The sequence below is a fragment of the Parapedobacter deserti genome (assembly GCF_042646065.1).
Lineage (GTDB): Bacteria > Bacteroidota > Bacteroidia > Sphingobacteriales > Sphingobacteriaceae > Parapedobacter > Parapedobacter deserti.
Genome location: NZ_JBHRTA010000027.1, coordinates 16,855 through 35,853, shown reverse-complemented (window position 1 = coordinate 35,853; position 18,999 = coordinate 16,855). Strand labels below are relative to the sequence as shown.

At 50.5% G+C, this 18,999-nt stretch carries 17 protein-coding genes; 9 read left to right on the top strand and 8 right to left on the bottom strand.

Annotated elements, in window-relative coordinates:
• Nucleotides 1-12: 12 nt before the first annotated feature.
• The 4 genes from ACFOET_RS08435 to ACFOET_RS08420 form a co-directional block, all read right to left on the bottom strand.
• Entirely contained in the window at nucleotides 13-447 is a 435-nt protein-coding gene (locus ACFOET_RS08435; protein WP_379021529.1) for a cupin domain-containing protein, read from the bottom strand.
• Nucleotides 448-518: 71 nt separating this feature from the next.
• Nucleotides 519-1,100, bottom strand: a complete 582-nt coding sequence (locus tag ACFOET_RS08430; protein WP_379021527.1) for a Crp/Fnr family transcriptional regulator — start codon at nucleotides 1,098-1,100, stop codon at nucleotides 519-521.
• Nucleotides 1,101-1,250: 150 nt separating this feature from the next.
• The gene (locus tag ACFOET_RS08425) at nucleotides 1,251-1,457 is read right to left on the bottom strand and encodes a helix-turn-helix transcriptional regulator (protein ID WP_379005807.1); all 207 of its coding nucleotides are present in this window, start codon (nucleotides 1,455-1,457) and stop codon (nucleotides 1,251-1,253) included.
• A gap of 9 nt (nucleotides 1,458-1,466) precedes the next feature.
• Nucleotides 1,467-1,823, bottom strand: a complete 357-nt coding sequence (locus tag ACFOET_RS08420) for a hypothetical protein (protein WP_379021525.1) — start codon at nucleotides 1,821-1,823, stop codon at nucleotides 1,467-1,469.
• 120 nt (nucleotides 1,824-1,943) lie between these two features.
• On the opposite strand from ACFOET_RS08420, the gene ACFOET_RS08415 reads away from it, so the two are divergent.
• Complete coding sequence (locus ACFOET_RS08415) at nucleotides 1,944-2,840, top strand: helix-turn-helix domain-containing protein (protein WP_379021523.1); 897 nt, start codon at nucleotides 1,944-1,946, stop codon at nucleotides 2,838-2,840.
• 92 nt (nucleotides 2,841-2,932) lie between these two features.
• Entirely contained in the window at nucleotides 2,933-3,727 is a 795-nt protein-coding gene (gene budA / locus ACFOET_RS08410; protein WP_379021521.1) for an acetolactate decarboxylase, read from the top strand.
• Nucleotides 3,728-3,731: 4 nt separating this feature from the next.
• Here the strand turns inward: budA and estT are convergent, their stop codons facing one another.
• Nucleotides 3,732-4,652 (bottom strand): macrolide hydrolase EstT, encoded by a 921-nt coding sequence (gene estT / locus ACFOET_RS08405; protein ID WP_379021519.1) that lies wholly within the window; start codon nucleotides 4,650-4,652, stop codon nucleotides 3,732-3,734.
• Nucleotides 4,653-4,758: 106 nt separating this feature from the next.
• Here estT and ACFOET_RS08400 point away from each other — a divergent pair, with 106 nt between their 5' ends.
• Nucleotides 4,759-5,556, top strand: coding sequence for a helix-turn-helix domain-containing protein (locus ACFOET_RS08400; RefSeq protein WP_379021517.1), 798 nt, complete (start codon nucleotides 4,759-4,761; stop codon nucleotides 5,554-5,556).
• Nucleotides 5,557-5,909: 353 nt separating this feature from the next.
• On the opposite strand, the gene ACFOET_RS08395 is transcribed toward ACFOET_RS08400, so the two are convergent.
• Nucleotides 5,910-6,776, bottom strand: a complete 867-nt coding sequence (locus ACFOET_RS08395) for a CPBP family intramembrane glutamic endopeptidase (protein WP_379021515.1) — start codon at nucleotides 6,774-6,776, stop codon at nucleotides 5,910-5,912.
• Nucleotides 6,777-6,944: 168 nt separating this feature from the next.
• On the opposite strand from ACFOET_RS08395, the gene ACFOET_RS08390 reads away from it, so the two are divergent.
• The 6 genes from ACFOET_RS08390 to ACFOET_RS08365 all read left to right on the top strand — a co-directional run bounded on the left by ACFOET_RS08390 (nucleotide 6,945) and on the right by ACFOET_RS08365 (nucleotide 15,394).
• A complete protein-coding gene (locus tag ACFOET_RS08390) occupies nucleotides 6,945-7,502 on the top strand; it encodes a YeeE/YedE family protein (protein ID WP_379021513.1) in 558 nt (185 codons plus the stop codon).
• Nucleotides 7,503-7,505: 3 nt separating this feature from the next.
• Nucleotides 7,506-7,919: a DUF6691 family protein gene (locus tag ACFOET_RS08385; protein WP_379021511.1), complete on the top strand. Its 414-nt coding sequence runs from the start codon at nucleotides 7,506-7,508 to the stop codon at nucleotides 7,917-7,919.
• 107 nt (nucleotides 7,920-8,026) lie between these two features.
• Complete coding sequence (locus tag ACFOET_RS08380) at nucleotides 8,027-8,581, top strand: RNA polymerase sigma factor (RefSeq protein WP_379021509.1); 555 nt, start codon at nucleotides 8,027-8,029, stop codon at nucleotides 8,579-8,581.
• A 99-nt stretch (nucleotides 8,582-8,680) separates the two neighbouring features.
• Entirely contained in the window at nucleotides 8,681-9,856 is a 1,176-nt protein-coding gene (locus tag ACFOET_RS08375) for a FecR family protein (RefSeq protein WP_379021507.1), read from the top strand.
• Nucleotides 9,857-10,072: 216 nt separating this feature from the next.
• Complete coding sequence (locus ACFOET_RS08370; RefSeq protein ID WP_379021505.1) at nucleotides 10,073-13,570, top strand: SusC/RagA family TonB-linked outer membrane protein; 3,498 nt, start codon at nucleotides 10,073-10,075, stop codon at nucleotides 13,568-13,570.
• Nucleotides 13,571-13,588: 18 nt separating this feature from the next.
• Nucleotides 13,589-15,394 (top strand): RagB/SusD family nutrient uptake outer membrane protein, encoded by a 1,806-nt coding sequence (locus ACFOET_RS08365; RefSeq protein WP_379021503.1) that lies wholly within the window; start codon nucleotides 13,589-13,591, stop codon nucleotides 15,392-15,394.
• Between the two features lie 298 nt (nucleotides 15,395-15,692).
• On the opposite strand, the gene ACFOET_RS08360 is transcribed toward ACFOET_RS08365, so the two are convergent.
• Nucleotides 15,693-17,300 (bottom strand): calcineurin-like phosphoesterase C-terminal domain-containing protein, encoded by a 1,608-nt coding sequence (locus ACFOET_RS08360; protein ID WP_379021501.1) that lies wholly within the window; start codon nucleotides 17,298-17,300, stop codon nucleotides 15,693-15,695.
• A gap of 15 nt (nucleotides 17,301-17,315) precedes the next feature.
• A complete protein-coding gene (locus tag ACFOET_RS08355) occupies nucleotides 17,316-18,992 on the bottom strand; it encodes a RagB/SusD family nutrient uptake outer membrane protein (protein WP_379021499.1) in 1,677 nt (558 codons plus the stop codon).
• Between the last annotated feature and the right edge of the window lie 7 nt (nucleotides 18,993-18,999).

Here is an 18,999-nt window from a genome sequence, read left to right as displayed (position 1 = left end):
CAAAGGCGCTCTTTAGTTGGCTACCGGCACGAGTCCGTACTGCAACATGATTTGTTTCATGCGAGCCAAATCCGGCGGGCCTCCGGCATTCAGCACCTGGAGGAGGTCTTTGAAATAATGTGCGGTGAATACACCCGGGTTGGCATACGCCAGCATTTCTGCCGGTTCGCTCGTATCGTTGTGAAAACTATGCACCCTGCCTCTTTTTATAAAACAACAATCACCTGGATTTAAGCGCATGGTTTCGTCGTCTACGGTCAGCGTGAGCGATCCCTTCAATCCGTATAGCGTTTCATCAAAATTCTCATGGTAGTGTGCCGCAGGGACTTTCGCGTTCGGATGCACCACCACTTTAAAAAGCGTAAACTGAGCGTTAGTATCTCCTGCATCGAGGCAGAAATGAATTTCTACCCCGTTTCCCAATTCAATAATTTCCGAAGGTTTCATCGTGTATCTATTAATTCGCACAAAGAAAAGGCGGAATTTCGAATAAAAAGTTGACGCGCGACAAGAAACGACTATAAACGCACATTTCTTTTCCGGATGCGGCTTAATGTTTCGGGTGTTACACCCAGGTAACTGGCAATGTGGTATTGCGGCAACCGATTCACCCAATGGGCATTCTCTTTCAACATGCGGCGGTATTGTTCATCGGGTGTTTCCGTACCGATATTGCTGATCATGCTTTTGAGCCATGCCACGGTACGGCTCCTGTTTTTGATTTGGTAGAGCGCGTAATCGGGAATATTCCGGGTGGCGTATTCCCACCGTTCCCTGTTGATGGAGAGCAACATGCAGTTCTCCAGGGCCTGCATGCTTACGATAGAAGGGTAGCTATGGATAAAACTTTCCATCTCGCCGCACCACCAGCCCTCCTCGGCAAAAAAAATGTTGCGTTCGTAACCATCAACTGTCGTTTGGTATTGCCTTAGGCAACCTTTCATCACAAAGCAAAGCTCCTTTACGACGGTATCCTGCGTAAAAAGCAGCTCGCTTTTAGCCAGTGAACGAGCTTCAAAAAGAGATAGCAATTGCTGAAACGACTCATCAGAGAAATCGGTTACTTCTTTTAAGGTTTTAAACAGTAAATGCTCCTTCATTAGCGTGTGTGTGGCTGTATTTGTTAAGTCGCTATAAAAATAGCGATTTTTTCAAAAGCAATGGCGTTCGCACCACTTAACTGCGTTTGGGGGCGCTCCGCTTCGGTCTCCTAAGCCGTGTCTGCAACAGACTTAAACGGCAAAAATCACCTACCGCCAGTCATCGGCTTCCAATGCGAATATGTCGTCTACCGTGGTATCGAACACATTAGCGATTTTCAGGGCCAGCACTGTAGACGGCACGAACTTTCCGATTTCGATGGAGTTGATGGTTTGCCTGGAGACGTTTACGCGGTCGGCCAGCTCGGCCTGTGTAATGTTGAGTTTGGCGCGTTCTACCTTGATTGTATTTTTCATCGCTGTGCGCTACGCGGTATACAACCGGATGTTGTAGATGATAATGGCCAATGCAAATACCAGGATCAGGAAATGATTGATGGCTACAAGCTGTACGTTAATCACCTGGTGATCGTAGAGATTGGCACTCAGCAACGAGACTGCATACCCAATGATCAGCGCCAACTGCGTGGACGATGCCTTCAGCGATGCAGACCGCTCGTCTTCCTTTACCTCGTGGCTGACCAAGAGAATGAACAGCCCTGCAAGCAGTGGCAGTTCCGCACCGCGCGTTTCATCGATCATCCATACAAAAATACCGGCTATTACAGCCAAAAGACCCACTACTTTGATGGTCCGTTTAATTAATTTGTTGCCTAATTGCATTTCAATGGTTTTAATTGTCGTGTTTACTTATACAAAGGTAAAACATATTATTCAAAAAGACAAACAAACTTTACATTTTTCTAACGAGAGCAAAATGACCGATTTTCTTATGTTTGTAGCATGCACCAACGAGAATCCGTAGAGAGGTTCCTTGCATTGCACGGCCGGGAGCCCTCGCCTGTCGAACAGTTCGATGTCTATGAGCGGGGCGGCTTTTCCTGCGCTGCAACCTCCCTCATGAGCAATCGCCGGGATTTTTATAAGATATCGCTGATTGTGAACGGGTCGGGTATCTTTACCATGGCCGATCGTGCCATCGACATCGACGGCAATGCCCTGCTTTTCATGAATCCCATGGTACCCTATGCCTGGGATCCCACTACCGAGGAACAGACCGGCTATTTCTGCCTTTTTACCGAACCCTTTGTAGATACCTCCTTCGCCAACGGCAAGCTCGCGCATTCGCCCCTATTCCGGGTAGGCGGCGACTTTGTTTTCTTTCCCGATGAGCCTACGATGCAGTTTCTAACTACGCTTTTTGAGCGGATGCATGTCGAAAAGGCATCCGCTTATGCGGGCAAATATGAAGTCCTTCGCAACTATGTGCAGCTTATTATGCACGAGGCACTGAAATTGAATCCTGCGGATGGATTTTACAAACCTGCTAATACCCACGAACGCATTTTTGCCCTTTTCATTGACCTGCTTGAAAGGCAATTTCCCATAGATGCGCCCGGCCAGGTGGTTCAGCTCCGTACCGCCAACGAGTATGCCCGGCAATTGAATGTGCATACCAATCACCTCAACCGATTGCTGCGGGAGCGGACGGGCCGTACCACCAGCGCGTGGATTGCCGAGCGGATCGTTAAGGAGGCCAAGGCGCTGCTCCGAAACAGCGATTGGGACGTTGCCGAAATTGGCTACACGCTCGGGTTTGAACACGCTTCCAATTTCAATAGCTTCTTCAAGAAGCATACGGGTCAACCCCCCAGCCAATACCGGAAGTTGCCTGTTTGATTGCCATAACCATCTGTTTGAAATGCATACTCGCAAATCGAGGCTTCGGAGTAATTTCGCACCGAGATAACACCGTATCCAACACAGCGAACATGAAGAAAACAGCAGCGCCCATTGTATTACTAGCCATCCTCGTATGCGCGGTTTCCTGCGCCGACCGAGCCCCGGCGAAGAAAATTACCGATTTCGTTTACCAATATTCTATCATGGACGCCTTGCTGGCCGGCGTATACGACGGCAACATGACGTTTGGTGAGCTCAAAAAGCATGGTGATTTTGGTTTGGGCGGGTTCAACACGCTGGATGGCGAATTGATTATGAACCATAACGAAGTGTATAAAATGCGGTATGATGGAAGTATCCACGCTATACCCGATGCAGACCGTACCGGCATTGCATTTGTCAAGTTTTTCAGGCCAGACTCGACGTTTGCTGTCCACGCTAAGGGCCTGACCTATGACATGTTGAAGGATAGCATTTCCAAGCGGATCGCCCGTAATTCCATCTATGCCATACGCATTACCGGGAAGCTGAAGGCCATTCAAGCACGAGCACCCCATCCGGCAACCAAGCCCTACCCGCCCCTCGCGGAATACTTGGCAACCGGTGGTCAGTACAATTTTGATTTTGAGAACGTTTCCGGAACACTTGTCGGGTTTTACATGCCCGATTACATGGAAAAAACGAATATCCCGGGCTTTCATACCCATTTCATCACCGATGATCGAAAGCAGGGCGGGCATATATTCGACTTTGTGACCGATGAGCCGTTAACCGTAGAAGTTGACCAGGCAGAGGGCATTACCATCGCGGAAAATACCCACCCGGACTGGCAAAAGTTAAACCTGAAGGAAAACCGGCAGAACGAGCTGCATCAGGTTGAATAGTTCATTACGATGCAACGCGCTGCTCGTTGATATGCTTCACGATTCCTTCAATGATCATTGCCCAATCGGCTCGATGCAATTCGTGCCCGGTGCCGTCCAGCAACATCCGTTTGGAACCTGCTATTTTCTCCAATAAGAGTCGGGAGTTTTCAACGTGCCAGATCAAATCATCGGTACCATGGATCACGAGCGTAGGCTGGTATATTTCCTCCAATCGGTTGTAGTACGCCATGCCGCCCCCTAAGGTGGCATGGTTAAACATGCTGATGTAGTTGTTCGCCCGGGCAAATTCCGAGCGTACCAGCTTTTCACCCCTCGCTTTGTCGAAAGGCTTTCTTCCGCTCATCAGCTGCGCACCTTCGAGCATATAGCTCACCACCTCTTCCTCACTGGTCCAATTTACCGCTGCGGCTTTCCCATGAAAGTCCAAAATACGCTTATCCATTCCCGGGATGGCGGTGTCCGCTTCGGCCCACGGGCCGGTGGCCATCAGGGTGAGTGAGCTGACCCGCTCCGGATGCCGTATCGCCGCGATCTGAGCGATTAGTCCGCCCAATGACATGCCTACGAAGTGCGCCTCGGCCAGCTGATAACCATCCAGAATGGCGATCGCATCGGCTTCCAGGTCAAGGATGTCGTAGTTGGCCGATCTCGGCTCGTAGTGGGTAGACTTGCCCACATCCCGGTTGTCATAGCGGATTACGTAGTATCCGCGAGCTGCCAGTTCGCTGCAGAATTCCTCATCCCAGTACAACATGGATACCGTTGCCCCCGCCAGCAACAAAACCGCGGGATCTTTGGGATTCCCGAAACTTTCGGTGCAGATTTCGACCCCGTTGTTGTCAATCATTTTTTCTTTACCATTCACCGAAGCATCATCCATCGGTGTAATAATCGTCATTATCGCGCTGATTAAGTTATTCATGCCGCAAAATTAACGCCACCATCCCGATCAAAATTGGACAAAATCGACTTTTAATTGCGGTTAACAATCGGTACTTTCGTCGTTCCGACCAGGTTGGTTAGCTACCATGCAGTATAATAAAATATATCCCGCTGATGTTATCAAGCACATTGTCTGCTTCTTCTGGGAGTTTGAGGGAAGCTTCACCGAATCGGAGCCTTACGCGCATGGGCTTACGGCGTCTGTCAATCCGAAGCTGGCCTTCCAGTACAGCGGATTGATGCACATCCAGCACGATAATGATGCATCGCCATTGTTCCAAAGCGGGTTCCAGTGCCAAACCAGCGCTCACCTGACCATTTCGGCCACCCAACCGGTCGGCATATTCGGCACGTATTTCTACCCCTTCGCCATCCCGCTCTTGTTTGGCGTCCCCGCGCATGCATTAACGAATTACAATATCGAAATATCAGACGTATTGGGTATTGAAGGCGCGGAGTTGGCGGAGCGCATAATGACCTGCCGGAATACGGCCGCACGGGTGGCCACGATGACATCATTCTTAACGAACAAGCTCAGCAAGGGCCTAGATTCGCCGAAAGACATGATTGCTACCGTCAATTACATAACAGCCCGCAGTGGCAAGGTGGATATCAACGAGCTCGTAAACCGGAACTTCTTATCGCAACGGCAATTCGAGCGCAAGTTTAAATCGTGGATCGGATTCCCTGCCAAATTGTTTACGCGGATTGTCCGCTTCGAAGCCTGTTTGGCTAGCGCCGCAGCCAGCAGCCAATCACTAGTCCAGCTTTCGTTGGATTCAGGCTACTACGATCAGTCGCATATGATCCGTGACTTCAAGGAATTTTCGGGCACCCATCCCCGGAGTTACTTAACAGAAAACCATTCGTCGTTCTTTGAATGAAGGGTCACTGCGTTTTGATCGGAAATGCGTAGTTTCTTACTATAGATAACATCTGCGAAACCTTCCACTTCTTGCTGAAAGCGGAGAGTACCCACATCAAACTCCTACATAAAAATGTAACATATTTCAATAACTCGTACATAAAAGTGTTGCTCACAACAGGGAGTCCCTGAGGCCATTACATCGCTCAAGTATTTCCATGAAAATGCGCCAAAATAAATCGTGCCACGTATACGCCTACTTTGGAATTTAATACCAGCCCAGTTGGCCAAGGAAAATATAAAGGTCATCTACGGTATTATCCGGCAGGGCGCACGATAAGCGGAAAGTAGGATAATTCTCTAAAGAATCGACTACTGGCGCGGTTCTGAGGGCAACACATTCGGAATGGTTTGGGGAATCATCCGGAATTGCTGCCCCAACAGGCTGATCAGGCTGTCGGGCGGTATCGGAGATGTCGCTTTAAAGTCGATATCTACCAACGCATCGTCGACGTACCAGGCACCGGGTGTTCCGATGAGATCGACGATGCGCTGCAGATTCGCCTGACGCACATGCACCGTATCGATGCCCGCCTCCTGCCGAAAAATCCGAATGTGTTCGGGCTGTTCCGAAAACGCGTACTGGGTCACGACCAATGAATACTGCGGTGAATGGGAGTCAATGACTGTTGCCCCATGTATAGAAAGGGTTACTGGAACGATAATCACCGCGTTGAATACCGCATGCATCAGTATAGACCACCGTAAGCCGTGTTTCAAACGGAGGTAGGCCATCAGGAATCCACCAACGAGCTGGGAGCCGACGATAACCGGGGCAAACAGGTAAAACAGTACTTCATGGTTGTCGTAATTGCTCATGTGAACCAGTGCGAAGAGCACGCTGGATCCGTAAACAGCTATTTTCAGCACCCGGTTGCGCGCAAATTTCAACGGATAGCGAAACAGCAGTTCCTCGACGACAGGAACCATAACTAAAATGACGATGACCAGAAACCAGAGCGGCATTTTCGCGGGCAGCGGGCCACCCTTTAAGGGCAGCACATGCTGATCAATGAGCAAAGCCAGCGGAATAATAACCAGGGCGGCGAAGGCAAAATTGATAGTCAAAACCACCATCCATGAGTGGAAAGCGCCATTTTGAGGACCATCCACAATTTCTTGGGGGTTTCGCAGGAACTTCTGGAAATCTTCGATAAAATGTCGAACTACTTTTCTCATGGTAAAAGGAAAGTGGTTTTTTTCATGTTATAAGCGGATTACAGACGACACTGGATTGATTTTACGCTGCAAAGTAAAAAATAGCCGGTTAATGGGCAAATTCCTTTTGCAAAGGATAATTATTTAATAACCATTAAATTTGTACATTTACATACAATCGCAGTAATTATGGAATGGATTTTAGCCCCCTGGCCGTGGTACGTAAGCGGTCCACTGATTGCCTTTACGATGTTTGTCTTACTCTACTTGGGCAAAACCTTTGGCCTGTCGTCCAACCTGAAGACGATATGCACCTTATGCGGCGCGGGCAAAACCAGCGACTTTTTCCGTTTTGACTGGAAAGCGCAGCGTTGGAATCTGCTGGTCATTACGGGGGCCATCGCAGGCGGATTTCTGGCATCGCAGTTCCTGTCGGTCGATCAGGTGCCTGCCCTCAACCCGCAAACCGTAGATCAGTTACACACATCGGGGTTTGCGAGTGCCGGAACGGCTTATGTCCCAACCGAATTGTTCGGTAGCGACGCCTTTTCTTCGCCAAAAGCCTTACTGCTGCTTTTGATCGGCGGATTATTGGTGGGCTTCGGCGCCCGTTATGCGGGCGGATGCACTTCGGGGCATTCGATATCCGGCATCAGTAATCTACAACTTCCATCGGTCATCGCAACCATCGGCTTTTTCATTGGCGGGCTGCTGATGATTCACCTTTTATTTCCATTGATTTTCTAGCTCATGAAAAGTATCGTATACCTGATTATCGGAACCTTTTTTGGCATCGTCATGTACAAATCTGAAGCCGCATCCTGGTTCCGGATCTATGAAATGTTCAACTTCCAGTCCATCCATATGTACGGGTTGATGGGGTCGGCATTGATTGTAGGCATCCTTATCGTGCAATTCATCAAACGGAAAAAGCTCAAAGACGCCCATGGGAATCAAATTGTTATTGCAGCCAAAGAAAAAGGCATTGCCCGTTATTTAATCGGGGGCATTGTGTTCGGGCTGGGCTGGGCACTCGTCGGTGCGTGCCCTGGGCCTATGTTTGTGCTGGCCGGTGCCGGTTATTTGCCTATTGTGGTGGTCATCTTCGGAGCCGTGTTGGGCACCTGGCTGTACGGGTTGATCCGAAGCAAGTTGCCACACTAAGGCATTTACAAGCTGGGATAATTACTTAACACTATTCTCATAAAAAATTAGCATACCAGATTTAACTTTGAGGAGCAGAAAAAACTGCGCTAGGAGATCCTTCGCTGATGAATTTGTCCTCATATCATTCGCTAGATGACGTTAATCTTGTTGCCCGGTTCCGAAACGGCGATCAAAAGGCGTTCGCTGAAATTTACAGGCGATATGCCGAGCCCGTCTACCGCCATGTTCTCAGCAAGATACGCTCTCGTGACGATGCTCGGGATATCATACAGGAGTTATTCGCATCGCTATGGTTGCGACGCGCGGAATTAGCCGTTGACACCCAGATCTTGGCATTGCTATTTACCGCTGCCAAATACCGTGTAATAAACTACATCAATCAGCAGCAATATCGCAGGTCGGTTCTTTCAGCCATCGGCGATCATCTCCCTTTGCATGCCTCCGATACCGACCACCTTGTCCGGGAGCGGGAGCTCGGTACTTCCATCGAAAATGCCGTATCCAATCTCCCCGCTAAAATGCAGACAATCTTCCGCATGAGCAGGCAGGAGCAACTGAGCCACAAACAAATAGCTAAAAACCTAAATCTATCTGAAACTACCGTTAAAAAACAGGTGGCCAACGCATTGAAAATACTGAAACCCAAGATCACCGGCTGAAGGTTAACTACCAACGCTTAATTTTTTCAATTTTATCTACTCCCTGCGGTACCTCCGTTTGATTATAGAGACAACCACAAAGATGGAGAGATAAGTTCGATGTCAGAAAAACAGCCCACAAGCGAGCTATTGCAACGCTATCTCGACGGCACCTGTAGCGATGCCGAGCGCAAGCTTATCGACGATTGGTACCAACGGCTCGATAATGAAGATTATGCGACCTTATCGGATCAAGAGATTTTACGGGACCTGGATCACGTACAGAAAAAAATAGGGTTAGCCAAGCCGGGCGTACCTCGCTGGTTATATTATGTGGCTGCCGCGACTGTCCTCATCGCCATGGGTGTCTTCCTCAGACTGGCGTGGGAACCGTCAACGTCCCCGGATCATGTAACGGGTGTCCCGTTGGCTGCCAAAGACATCCTTCCCGGGTCCGATCAGGCAACGCTTACGTTGTCGGACGGACGGATCATTACCTTGGATGAGACCAACGAACACCCTATCAAAGGCGAATCAGGGGCGTATACGATCCAGCATGTTGCCGATGGTATCCGTTATGACAAATCCGGCAGCCCGGTACCAGCGGACCCCCTTACGCCTCAGTACCATACACTGGAGACACCTATCGGTAAGCAAGTTCGGCTTACCCTACCGGACGGGAGCAACGTTTGGCTCAACGCCCGTTCATCGTTGACCTATGCGGCGAACAATTTTGAGGAAGCAAGGACGGTTCGCCTCGAAGGAGAAGCATACTTCGATATTTTCCACGATACTTCCAATCCATTTCGCGTGGTTACAGAAGAGCAGATCATCACCGTGTTAGGCACCAAGTTCAACGTCAACAGTTATCCAGATGAATTGGGAACCACCACCACGTTGGTATCCGGAAAAGTGGAAGTGAAACCGCAAAATGGTGCAGGGCTGGTACAGCTTTCCTCCGGTCAGCAAGCATTCGTCGATGCCGATGGAATGACCACCCATGTGCAATCTGCCCATATCGACGCGGCAATCGCTTGGACAATCGGATTATTTAAGTTTGAAGGAAACACGATTGACGAAGTCATGCGGCAGTTGGGCAGGTGGTATGACGTAGCTATTGTCTTTGAGGGGCCAAAGCCCTCTACCAAGCTTTGGGGGGAGGTGCATCGCAACGCCCCTGCAGAGATACCACTGAAGCTTCTTGACTTTTTCAACTTTAAACATGAGGTATCCCTGGTCAATGGGAAACCGCGTATTGTCATTTTCAATCAACTAAAAAAGGAGGTTAAGCAGTAGTAACTTTTTCTGAAGCACACCAAATCGACAAGCGGAGTAAAAGCGTCTTCTGACGGCAATCAGAAGACGCGGATTGAACGAGCTCCCATTTTAACAAATTCCGTAATAGGCTAAAATTGTATGAACTCTAATAGTACAAATGTAATGAAATTCGGACGTTTTGCAATAACGTCCAACATCGGGTGCAAAGCCCCCAACCGAATTAAAATTCTCATCATGCGCTTTTGGTATACCGCATTATTGTTGACTTGTATTTTTCTGCAGACTTCCCTGGCGGGAGTCGCACAGCGCATCACCTTACAGGCAACCAACGGCAAGCTTGCTGATTTGTTTCAAACGATCAAAAAGCAGACTGGGTTTGTCATTATTCATGACAGCCCTGAACTCGGATCGTTGCGCGCAAATGTACACCTCACCGATGCCAGTGTGCAGGAGGCGCTCGAAACCATACTGCTTCACAAGCCCTATACGTTTTCCATTGTCGATCGCAATATTTTTATCCGCTACGACGCAAAACGCATAGCACCTGAAACCAAACAGCCCGCTGCCCGCCAGCAACGGACCATTTCCGGTACGGTCACTTCAGATAACGGCGAGCCGCTGCAGGGGGTAACGATCAGGCTATCCTCAGGAGCCACTGCGGGCGAGACCAATCAGCAAGGCAATTTCCGGATCCAGGTCGACGCGGGCGATGATCTCCTGCAATTTTCGATCATCGGCTATGAAAGTCAGGTCGTGAAATTAGGCCAAGCAAACTCCATCCGCGTCACGATGCCCACCGTAGTGAGCAATATGGAAGAGGTCATTGTCGTTGGCTATGGACAACAAAAAAAGATAAACCTTACCGGCGCCGTCGAGTCGGTCGGCAGCGAAGTCTTTGAAAACCGTACGACGGCCAATGTAACGCAGGCTTTACAGGGGGCTATTCCCAACCTGAATCTTTCCCTGGAAGACGGCAAACCCACACGATCTTCATCATTCAATGTGCGGGGCACCACATCTATCGGACAGGGCGGGAGTGCCCTGGTGTTAATCGACGGAGTTGAAAGCAACCCTTCGTTCCTGAATCCGAATGACATCGATCGCGTCACGGTTCTGAAAGATGCAGCTTCGGCAGCAATTTACGGCGCCCGGGGCTCTTTCGGCGTGGTATTAATTACCACTAAAAAGCCCAAAAAAGGGCGGACGTCCATCAACTACACGGGCAACGTCGGATTCCAAAGCCTTACCCAGACGCCCGAATTTGTGACCGATGGGGTCACTTGGCTGGAGCATTTCAGGATGGCCTATTATAATCGCCAAGGCACCGTGCCCACCTCCATCAACAACAACACACAGTTTTACAGCGATGAGTGGCTAGCGCGTATGCGCGAATGGAAAGCATCCGGCGAAGGTGAGAAAACGGTTGTATTGCCAGACGGCAATTACGAGTACTATAGCAATACCGATTGGATGGGCATGCTGTTCCAGGATCGGGTACCCACCCAGGACCACAACGTAAGCATTTCCGGCGGCAATGAGAAAGGCGACTTTTATGTTTCGGGCCGGATTTACGATTTTGGCGGTCTTTACAATTTTGACCCAGACAAATACCGCTCTCACCACCTTCGCGCAAAAGGCTCGTTAAAAGCATACGACTGGCTGGATGTCTCCAATAACATGGAGTTTTCAAACAACAGTTACCACATGCCCTATTCCGCGCTGGGCCGAAGCGCTAATATCCAGCGATATATCGAAGTGAGCGCCTTCCCCACCCTGCCGTTGTATAACCCTGATGGCACCTATACCCGGGGAGGAGCTTCTACGTTGGCGGCGTTTATCGACGGAAACAACTACCAGAATACCTCGAGAAGCTTATTCCGGAATACCGTTGCCGCAGCCACCAACTTTTTTGACAACACCTTTCGGGTCAATGGCGATTTCACGTTCCGCTACGACAACCGTGATTTCTTCTGGAAACGTGTCAAAGTTCCCTATTACCAGAATGCCAATGCTCAAGCCCCGACTTACCTGGGCGACATCAATGGCACTATCCATGAATGGACGAGCCACACCATGTACACGGCATCCAACCTATATGCCGAGTACGAAAACACCTTTGCTGATAAGCACTACCTAAAAGCCATGGTCGGCTGGAACTACGAAACATCGGGTTATAAGGCATCCAGTATATCCCGTAACCAGCTGCTGCTTGAAGATGCCGAGAGCGTACAGCTAGCCACAGGTACTTCCATTACCCCGGGAGCAAGTGCAACCAACTGGCGGATTATGGGCAATTTTTTCCGATTCAACTATGCCTTCCAGGATCGTTACCTGATCGAAGTCAATGGCCGGTACGATGGTTCTTCGCGGTTCCCTACCAGCCAGCAGTGGGGTTTCTTCCCTTCGGTATCCGCCGGTTGGCGCTTGTCCGAAGAGCCTTTCTGGAATGTCAGCAAAGCCATTTTTTCAGATATCAAATTCCGCGGATCGTACGGGTCATTGGGCAACGGCAACATCTCGCCGTACCAATTTTTGGAGCTGTTAACCGTCAACAACTCGGGCCGGGTACTGAATGGAGGTCTTAACAAACGGACGAGCGCTCCAGCCCCGATCCCTGATGGCCTGACCTGGGAACGGGCTACCACGACAGACATCGGGCTGGAGTTCGGCATGGCAAACGGCAAGCTCCGGTTCAACGGCGACTACTACATCCGTAAAACCACCGACATGTACGTAGCCGGTCCTACCCTACCCGATATTTTCGGAGCGGCTTCACCCAAGGGAAATTATGCCGATATGACCACCAAAGGTTTTGAGGTTACCCTCGGCTGGCAGGATCAGGTTATGGTTGCTGGCAAACCTTTCAACTATCACGTGCGTGGCGGTTTGTTTGACTATGTATCCCAAATCAATAAGTTTAACAACCCCACCAAGCGGTTCACGGACCATTATGACGGGCAGATCATCGGCGAGCTTTGGGGTTTTGAAACCGATGGCCTGTTTCAGTCAGATCCCGATCCCAGCGAATACATCAACACCCTATTCAACGCGTCTGCCGATGCGGTATGGCGTGCAGGCGATCTGAAGATCCGTAACCGGGATGGCAGTGCCGACAACATGATCACCAAAGGCGAACAGACCGTAGACAACCCGGGCGACATGACGATTATCGGCAATACAGAACCCCGGTACCAATACAACTTCACCTTTGGTGCAGACTGGGCCGGCATCTTCTTTTCGGCCTTCTTCCAGGGAGTCGGCAAGCAAGACTGGTATCCAGGGCAGGAAACGGCATTTTGGGGTCAATATAACCGCGGTTACAACCAGATACCCGCTTGGCACCTCGGCAACTACTGGACGGAAGACAACCGGGACGCTTACCTGCCTCGGTATTCGCAATACAACGGAACCTTGGGTTATACCAACAACCATGTTCCGAATGACCGCTATCTGCAAAGCATCGCGTACATCCGCCTGCGGAACCTCCAAGCGGGTTATACGCTCCCGATTGCGTGGGTATCCAAAGCCGGATTCAGCAATGTGCGTGTATACATGAGCGCGGAAAACCTGGCCAGCTGGTCGCCCCTATATAAGCGCGCCAAAAACTTTATGGATGTAGCTTCCGTTACCGGTGATAGCGACTCCGACCTGAATTCGAGTTATATCCAGGGCGCGGGCAACAGTTACCCGCTGATGAAAACGATTTCTTTCGGGCTTTCCATAACGTACTAATTTTCAAAGCAAAGAACGATGAAAAAATATCTTGTATCCATATCCGTGTTTGCGCTGCTGTTTTCAGCCTGCAAACTCGACGAATCGCCTGTTACGCAGATCGAAAAGACCGCTATATTCAGTTCAGAAGAGGGTTTACAGGCCTATTCCATCTCCTTTTATGATATGTTGCCCAACGCAACAGACCAAGCAATTGTCGAGCAAAACCTGGTCGACTATGGCGCTACCAATACGCTCTCCGGGTTTACTTTGTTGAACGCGTTCAGCGAAAACAACTCCTCGGGTTGGAACTGGGCAGACCTCCGCAACATCAACTACTTTATCGCCAACTGCACCGATCCGTCCATCCCCGAGCATGTCCGAAATAACTACATCGGGCTTGCCCGCTTTTTCCGGGCCTGGTTTTATTACGAGAAGGTCCGCCGCTTCGGCGATGTCCCCTGGGTAGGCCGGCCGCTGGATCCTGCCGATACCGACATTTTATACGCCCCGCGCGATTCACGCGAGGTGGTGATGGAACATGTGTATGAGGATTTGCTATTTGCGGCCGAACACATCTCGCGGACGTCCGATGCACAACAGAGCTCCCTCATCACGAAATGGGCGGCCTACGCGTTTGCCTCGCGCGTTTGCCTATTTGAAGGAACCTTCCGGAAATACCACAACCTCAACTTGGTCACGCCCGCTGAAACTTGGCTGAAACGAGCCGAAGACGCCGCCTACCAGGTCATGCAGCATTCGGGTAAATCGCTGCATAACAACTACCGGGCATTATTTACGAGCGATGTCCCGCCGCCGTCCGAAACCATCCTGGCCATTGCGTCGAGTGCATCACTGGGTGTCAGGCACAATGCCAACTGGCGGTGGACCTCCGAGACATTTGGCACCGGGTTAAACCTGATCCGTTTGTTTGTCAACACCTACCTGCAGCAAGATGGCACGCCGTATACTTCGCGCAGCGGATGGCAATACGAAAACTTTTACGAAGAGTTCCAGAATCGCGATACCCGCCTGCTGGCTACACTGCGATACCCGGGATATATGCGTGAAGGTAGGCGGGCCCTTCCTGTATTCAACGGCTACGCACGCCTGGGTTATCAGCCCATTAAGCTCAGTGTAGACGCGACCATCGGAGACAGCCAGACGGAAAGCACCCACGCCCTCCAACTGATCCGGTTTGGCGAAGTCCTGCTCAACTATGCGGAAGCGAAAGCTGAACAGGGAACACTCACAGATGGCGACTGGGCACAAACCATCGGCGCACTGCGGGCCCGTGCGGGCATCACCGGAGGCATCCATGGCAAGCCTACCATCGTTGACACGTATCTTCAGGAAAACTACTATCCTTCCATCAACGATCCGGTCATCCTGGAAATCCGTCGAGAACGGGCTACCGAACTTATCTTCGAAGGCTTCCGTTTTGACGACGTGCGCCGCTGGAAAGCGGGCGATCTCTTCAAAAAGAGCTGGACAGGAATGTATATCGACGGCATCAACCAGCCTTTGGATGTAGACCATGATGGCACACACGATGTCGTGTATTATACGGATGCGGCCGGCTTAGCTGCAGCCGAAGCGAATTCGAACAACGGCTCAATGGCCAAAGTGCAGGTTAGCCAGGACCCGACAGCCGAAATCATCCAGGTTCATCCGGCGGGTGACGGCAAGGGGTATTACCTGGCCTGGTTTACCCATAACGATTCGAAAAAAGTGTGGGGCGAAAAACAGTATCTGTACCCCATCCCGGTGAACGCTTTGAATCTGAATCCCCAATTGGCGCAAAACCCCGGTTGGGAAAATGGTGCCGCCAATGATGGCAATTAACTTGAACCAGTAACCTAATAACCCCCTGCTTTCTGCAAGACACGCTGGAAGCAGGGGGTTTTAACAAACACTTCGCGAAACATTGCACCCTTTCCGGCCGGCCGTAAACAGCGGCATGTGGCCCTGGCCCGCCTGAAGTGGTTGGGCAGCGCGACGTTAGGGCATCCTTCCTGGCGCAACGAATCTGGGGGGGGATTGAAATGAAAGGCGTGTCCTTGGTCGTGCGGAAAAGACTAAATCCCCCCGCGGGAAGTGGCCGCAGGGGAATTCGGATTATTGCTCGGCAGTGGTCGACAGCTTATTGTTGATGATTTGGAATTTCCTTATAGGACGCTACTCGAAATGCCTTTTTCTCTGTAAACCACCGCCCGAACATATCTTTCACGCGTATCTCCAAAGTGTGGTCTCCCATCAGATGGACAGGCGGCAAGGTAGCCACCCACAAGTGGGAAGACTTGCTCGCATTGGAAGGCCTTCTACCCGCCAGTAGGGTATCACTACGGTCCCATTCCTGAAGCAAGCCCAGGTAGTGCGGATCGTAATCGACTATGCGCTTTAATGCGGTCCACGGCCCCTCGTTTATCCGATACCAAAGGCTATCGGCTTCGCCGCCAAGATAGTAGTTTACATACACCCTGGCCGAATTGAAACGACCGTGCGGAATCCGGTCCGGCAATACCTTGGGCATATAAATCCCCATACGATGATCTGAGTTCCTTCCCGCCACTTGATAATCAAGGACATATTGGTTACCGGAAAAGGTCGCATACGCGTATCCCCTTGGCGTACCGTCGCTCATGGTGGCATCGGGCATGCCGTGTTCATTCATTTTCCCGGAGTTCCAATTGCCGGAGGCTGCGCCCACATTATACTCATGCAATACTCCCTGACCTTTCCAGCCGTCTTCCTCGGTATAAAAATACTGCCGTTGCACATGGGTGTGCCCCGAAAGTATCAACCGGTTGGGGAAAGGCTCCAGCAGTTTGAAAATCCGCTGCCGATCCGAGTCTCGAAGACCGGCCAGTGGAACGTGGAACGCCAAAACAACCAGTTTATCATGGTCTACCCATTGCAAGTCGTTGTGTATAAACTGAAACTGGTCTTCCCGAAAGCCTGCGCCACCGCCCTGGCCATCCGAATAGGCTGGAAACATCAGGTTATCCAAAAGCACAAGGTGCACATCGCCAACGTTCAAGCTGTAGTTGGCAGGACCGTAGTACGACTCGAACGTCTCATCCGCTACCTCATCCGTCCGTGCATCCTGATTGGCGTCGTGATTACCCACAATGTGATATACCGGTAAACCTATCTTCCGGATTAACTGCAGATATGGCCGGTTCAAGTCCAAATTATCACTAACATTATCGCCCAGAGTAATGGCAAACCATGCTTCCTTGTTGCCCTGCAATTCTTCAATCACACTCTTATCCAAGTAATAAAGTTCATCAGTACCCCGGGGTTGCGGATCTGCCAAAATCAACATGCGCAGGGAATCCGGCTCATCCTGCGGCACCAGCGCAAAATCGACAGACTTGGGCAGCTGACCTGTGGGGGCCACTCCTTTATACTTCAGATAGGTGGGCGACCCCTTCGGTTTATGGATGTAATAGAATTGGGGGAGATTATTCGTGTCCGTTGGCACCCGGTATCCCGCGGGCTTGATGACAAACAACACATTGTCGTCGCCCACCGGCAGTTCATACCGGCCTTCTGCGTCGGTTTCAGCCACCTGTATCCCGTTAGATACCTGTACTTTTGGTACCCCAGGTTCGGTGGCCTCCCTTAAGCGGTTGCCGTTGGTATCTTCAAAGACATACCCGGTAGCCATCTCCTGGGCCGCACTATTCAATGCGCAACTGAGTACCAGTAAGCACCCCACCCATTTTTCCATCGTCAATTTTAACATTTCGTTATTTCGTTATCAATAGCCGTCATTTTGTACCAGCTCGCCATTCAAGTCAATCTCGCGTTGAGGAATTGGCCATAGGTAATTTTTTGACGCATCGAATATATTGGTACTGATTACTTGAAAAATGGTTGTTTCATTGTTATAAACCGGCTTGCCAGCCGCGTTAAATGAAGGAACGACAGGATCATACCAGTGTTCTTTCGTGCGGCGGCCGAGCATATTTCCCGGAAGCACTTGTTCGGCGATCCTCCACCGGCGGATGTCAAACAACCGAAAGCCTTCCCCAGCAAGTTCCACCGTACGTTCATAGCGAACCAGCTGGCGCAATTCTTCCTGGGTAAGCGACAACGTTGCCGCCGGCATGTTTACGCTGGGCCGTTGCCGCACGGCATTGATGGCGTCCACCACCGTCTGGTCAATTTGGTTCAGTTCAATTTTGGCTTCGGCATAGGTCAGCAGCACTTCGGCATAGCGTATCAGCATGAAATCAAGTGTCGAGCGCGTTACATTTGCAGGAAGATCCGCCTCGTCAAAGTACTTCTTCCAGATATAGCCGGTAAACGTAGCATATGCATTGGTCACTTCCAAGTTATTCACTGTGCTGATTACACCGCCCACATTCCTTTCGGTGGTCCGCGCATCAGGATGCGTTTGGAACAGGTAGCCGTTGTACCACATGCCCGGCCGGAGAATGGATTGATCCAGGCGAGGATCACGGTTGTCATATGGATTAGATGCATCATATACGGCAGACTCATCAATTTGTTTTCCATCGGTGGCTTGATACCTATCAACCATGGTCTGAGTAGGCACGATCACCGAGTAGCCCGGAGCGCTACGTGTCCCCAGATACCGCGGTGTCTGTACGGCTTGTACTTCCAATAAAAAAGGCATGTTTAAAATGGCTTCCTGCGAATGCTCGCCGGCATACTTAAACAGGTTTCCATAATCGGGGTAAATGCTGTAAATATCGGAAGCAATGACCTCTCCGGCCGCCGATGCCGCCGTCTTGAACAGTCCCTCATACAATGCCGTCCGTGCCTTTAGGGACAACGCCGCGCCCCGGGTAATCCGCCCTTCATCACTGCCAGTCCAGGCATCGGGCAGATGTGCCGCTGCGAAGTCCAGGTCAGCGAGCATCTGTTCAACCACGGTAGCCCGTGCTGTTTTCGGCATCTGCGCTTCATCCAGTTCCAGCATGCTGGTTACCAGCGGCACATCGCCGTATAGGTTAACCAAGTAATGGTAGGCATACGCCCTCAAAAATCTGGCCTGTGCTTCGATCTGCTGGTAAAACGTTTCCGAAACCCGTCCTTGCGCGCGGTGCATATTGTCCAGGATATTGTTACAGCGGCTTATTGCCTGATAATAAAATGACCACGTGCTGTTAAACATGGTCGTTTGCGGCGTAAACTGACCCGATTGGATCACCTGCATATCCACATAGGCTCCCCTTATCCACACCAAGTCGGTCGCGCCGTCGAGAAATAGCTGGTTGGGCACATTATCTCCCGATAGCCAGTACAACGTGCGATAAGCGCTGTTTATGGCCATGGTCAATTCCTTTTCATTAGAGAAAAATTGGGAACTGGCAGGGCTATCAAGCGGATGCTTCGTCAGGAAGTCGTCCGTACAGGAGTTAGCTACCGCCACTAAAAAAATCAAAGAGCTAAAAAAGCGAAGTTTCATGGTTCAA

Excerpts from the sequence above, each read along its gene's own strand:
- ACFOET_RS08435 (WP_379021529.1), bottom strand. The coding sequence starts at position 447 with ATGAAACCTTCGGAAATTATTGAATTGGGAAACGGGGTAGAAATTCAT.
- ACFOET_RS08430 (WP_379021527.1), bottom strand. The coding sequence starts at position 1,100 with ATGAAGGAGCATTTACTGTTTAAAACCTTAAAAGAAGTAACCGATTTC.
- ACFOET_RS08425 (WP_379005807.1), bottom strand. The coding sequence starts at position 1,457 with ATGAAAAATACAATCAAGGTAGAACGCGCCAAACTCAACATTACACAG.
- ACFOET_RS08420 (WP_379021525.1), bottom strand. The coding sequence starts at position 1,823 with ATGCAATTAGGCAACAAATTAATTAAACGGACCATCAAAGTAGTGGGT.
- ACFOET_RS08415 (WP_379021523.1), top strand. The coding sequence starts at position 1,944 with ATGCACCAACGAGAATCCGTAGAGAGGTTCCTTGCATTGCACGGCCGG.
- budA (WP_379021521.1), top strand. The coding sequence starts at position 2,933 with ATGAAGAAAACAGCAGCGCCCATTGTATTACTAGCCATCCTCGTATGC.
- estT (WP_379021519.1), bottom strand. The coding sequence starts at position 4,652 with ATGAATAACTTAATCAGCGCGATAATGACGATTATTACACCGATGGAT.
- ACFOET_RS08400 (WP_379021517.1), top strand. The coding sequence starts at position 4,759 with ATGCAGTATAATAAAATATATCCCGCTGATGTTATCAAGCACATTGTC.
- ACFOET_RS08395 (WP_379021515.1), bottom strand. The coding sequence starts at position 6,776 with ATGAGAAAAGTAGTTCGACATTTTATCGAAGATTTCCAGAAGTTCCTG.
- ACFOET_RS08390 (WP_379021513.1), top strand. The coding sequence starts at position 6,945 with ATGGAATGGATTTTAGCCCCCTGGCCGTGGTACGTAAGCGGTCCACTG.
- ACFOET_RS08385 (WP_379021511.1), top strand. The coding sequence starts at position 7,506 with ATGAAAAGTATCGTATACCTGATTATCGGAACCTTTTTTGGCATCGTC.
- ACFOET_RS08380 (WP_379021509.1), top strand. The coding sequence starts at position 8,027 with ATGAATTTGTCCTCATATCATTCGCTAGATGACGTTAATCTTGTTGCC.
- ACFOET_RS08375 (WP_379021507.1), top strand. The coding sequence starts at position 8,681 with ATGTCAGAAAAACAGCCCACAAGCGAGCTATTGCAACGCTATCTCGAC.
- ACFOET_RS08370 (WP_379021505.1), top strand. The coding sequence starts at position 10,073 with ATGCGCTTTTGGTATACCGCATTATTGTTGACTTGTATTTTTCTGCAG.
- ACFOET_RS08365 (WP_379021503.1), top strand. The coding sequence starts at position 13,589 with ATGAAAAAATATCTTGTATCCATATCCGTGTTTGCGCTGCTGTTTTCA.
- ACFOET_RS08360 (WP_379021501.1), bottom strand. The coding sequence starts at position 17,300 with ATGTTAAAATTGACGATGGAAAAATGGGTGGGGTGCTTACTGGTACTC.
- ACFOET_RS08355 (WP_379021499.1), bottom strand. The coding sequence starts at position 18,992 with ATGAAACTTCGCTTTTTTAGCTCTTTGATTTTTTTAGTGGCGGTAGCT.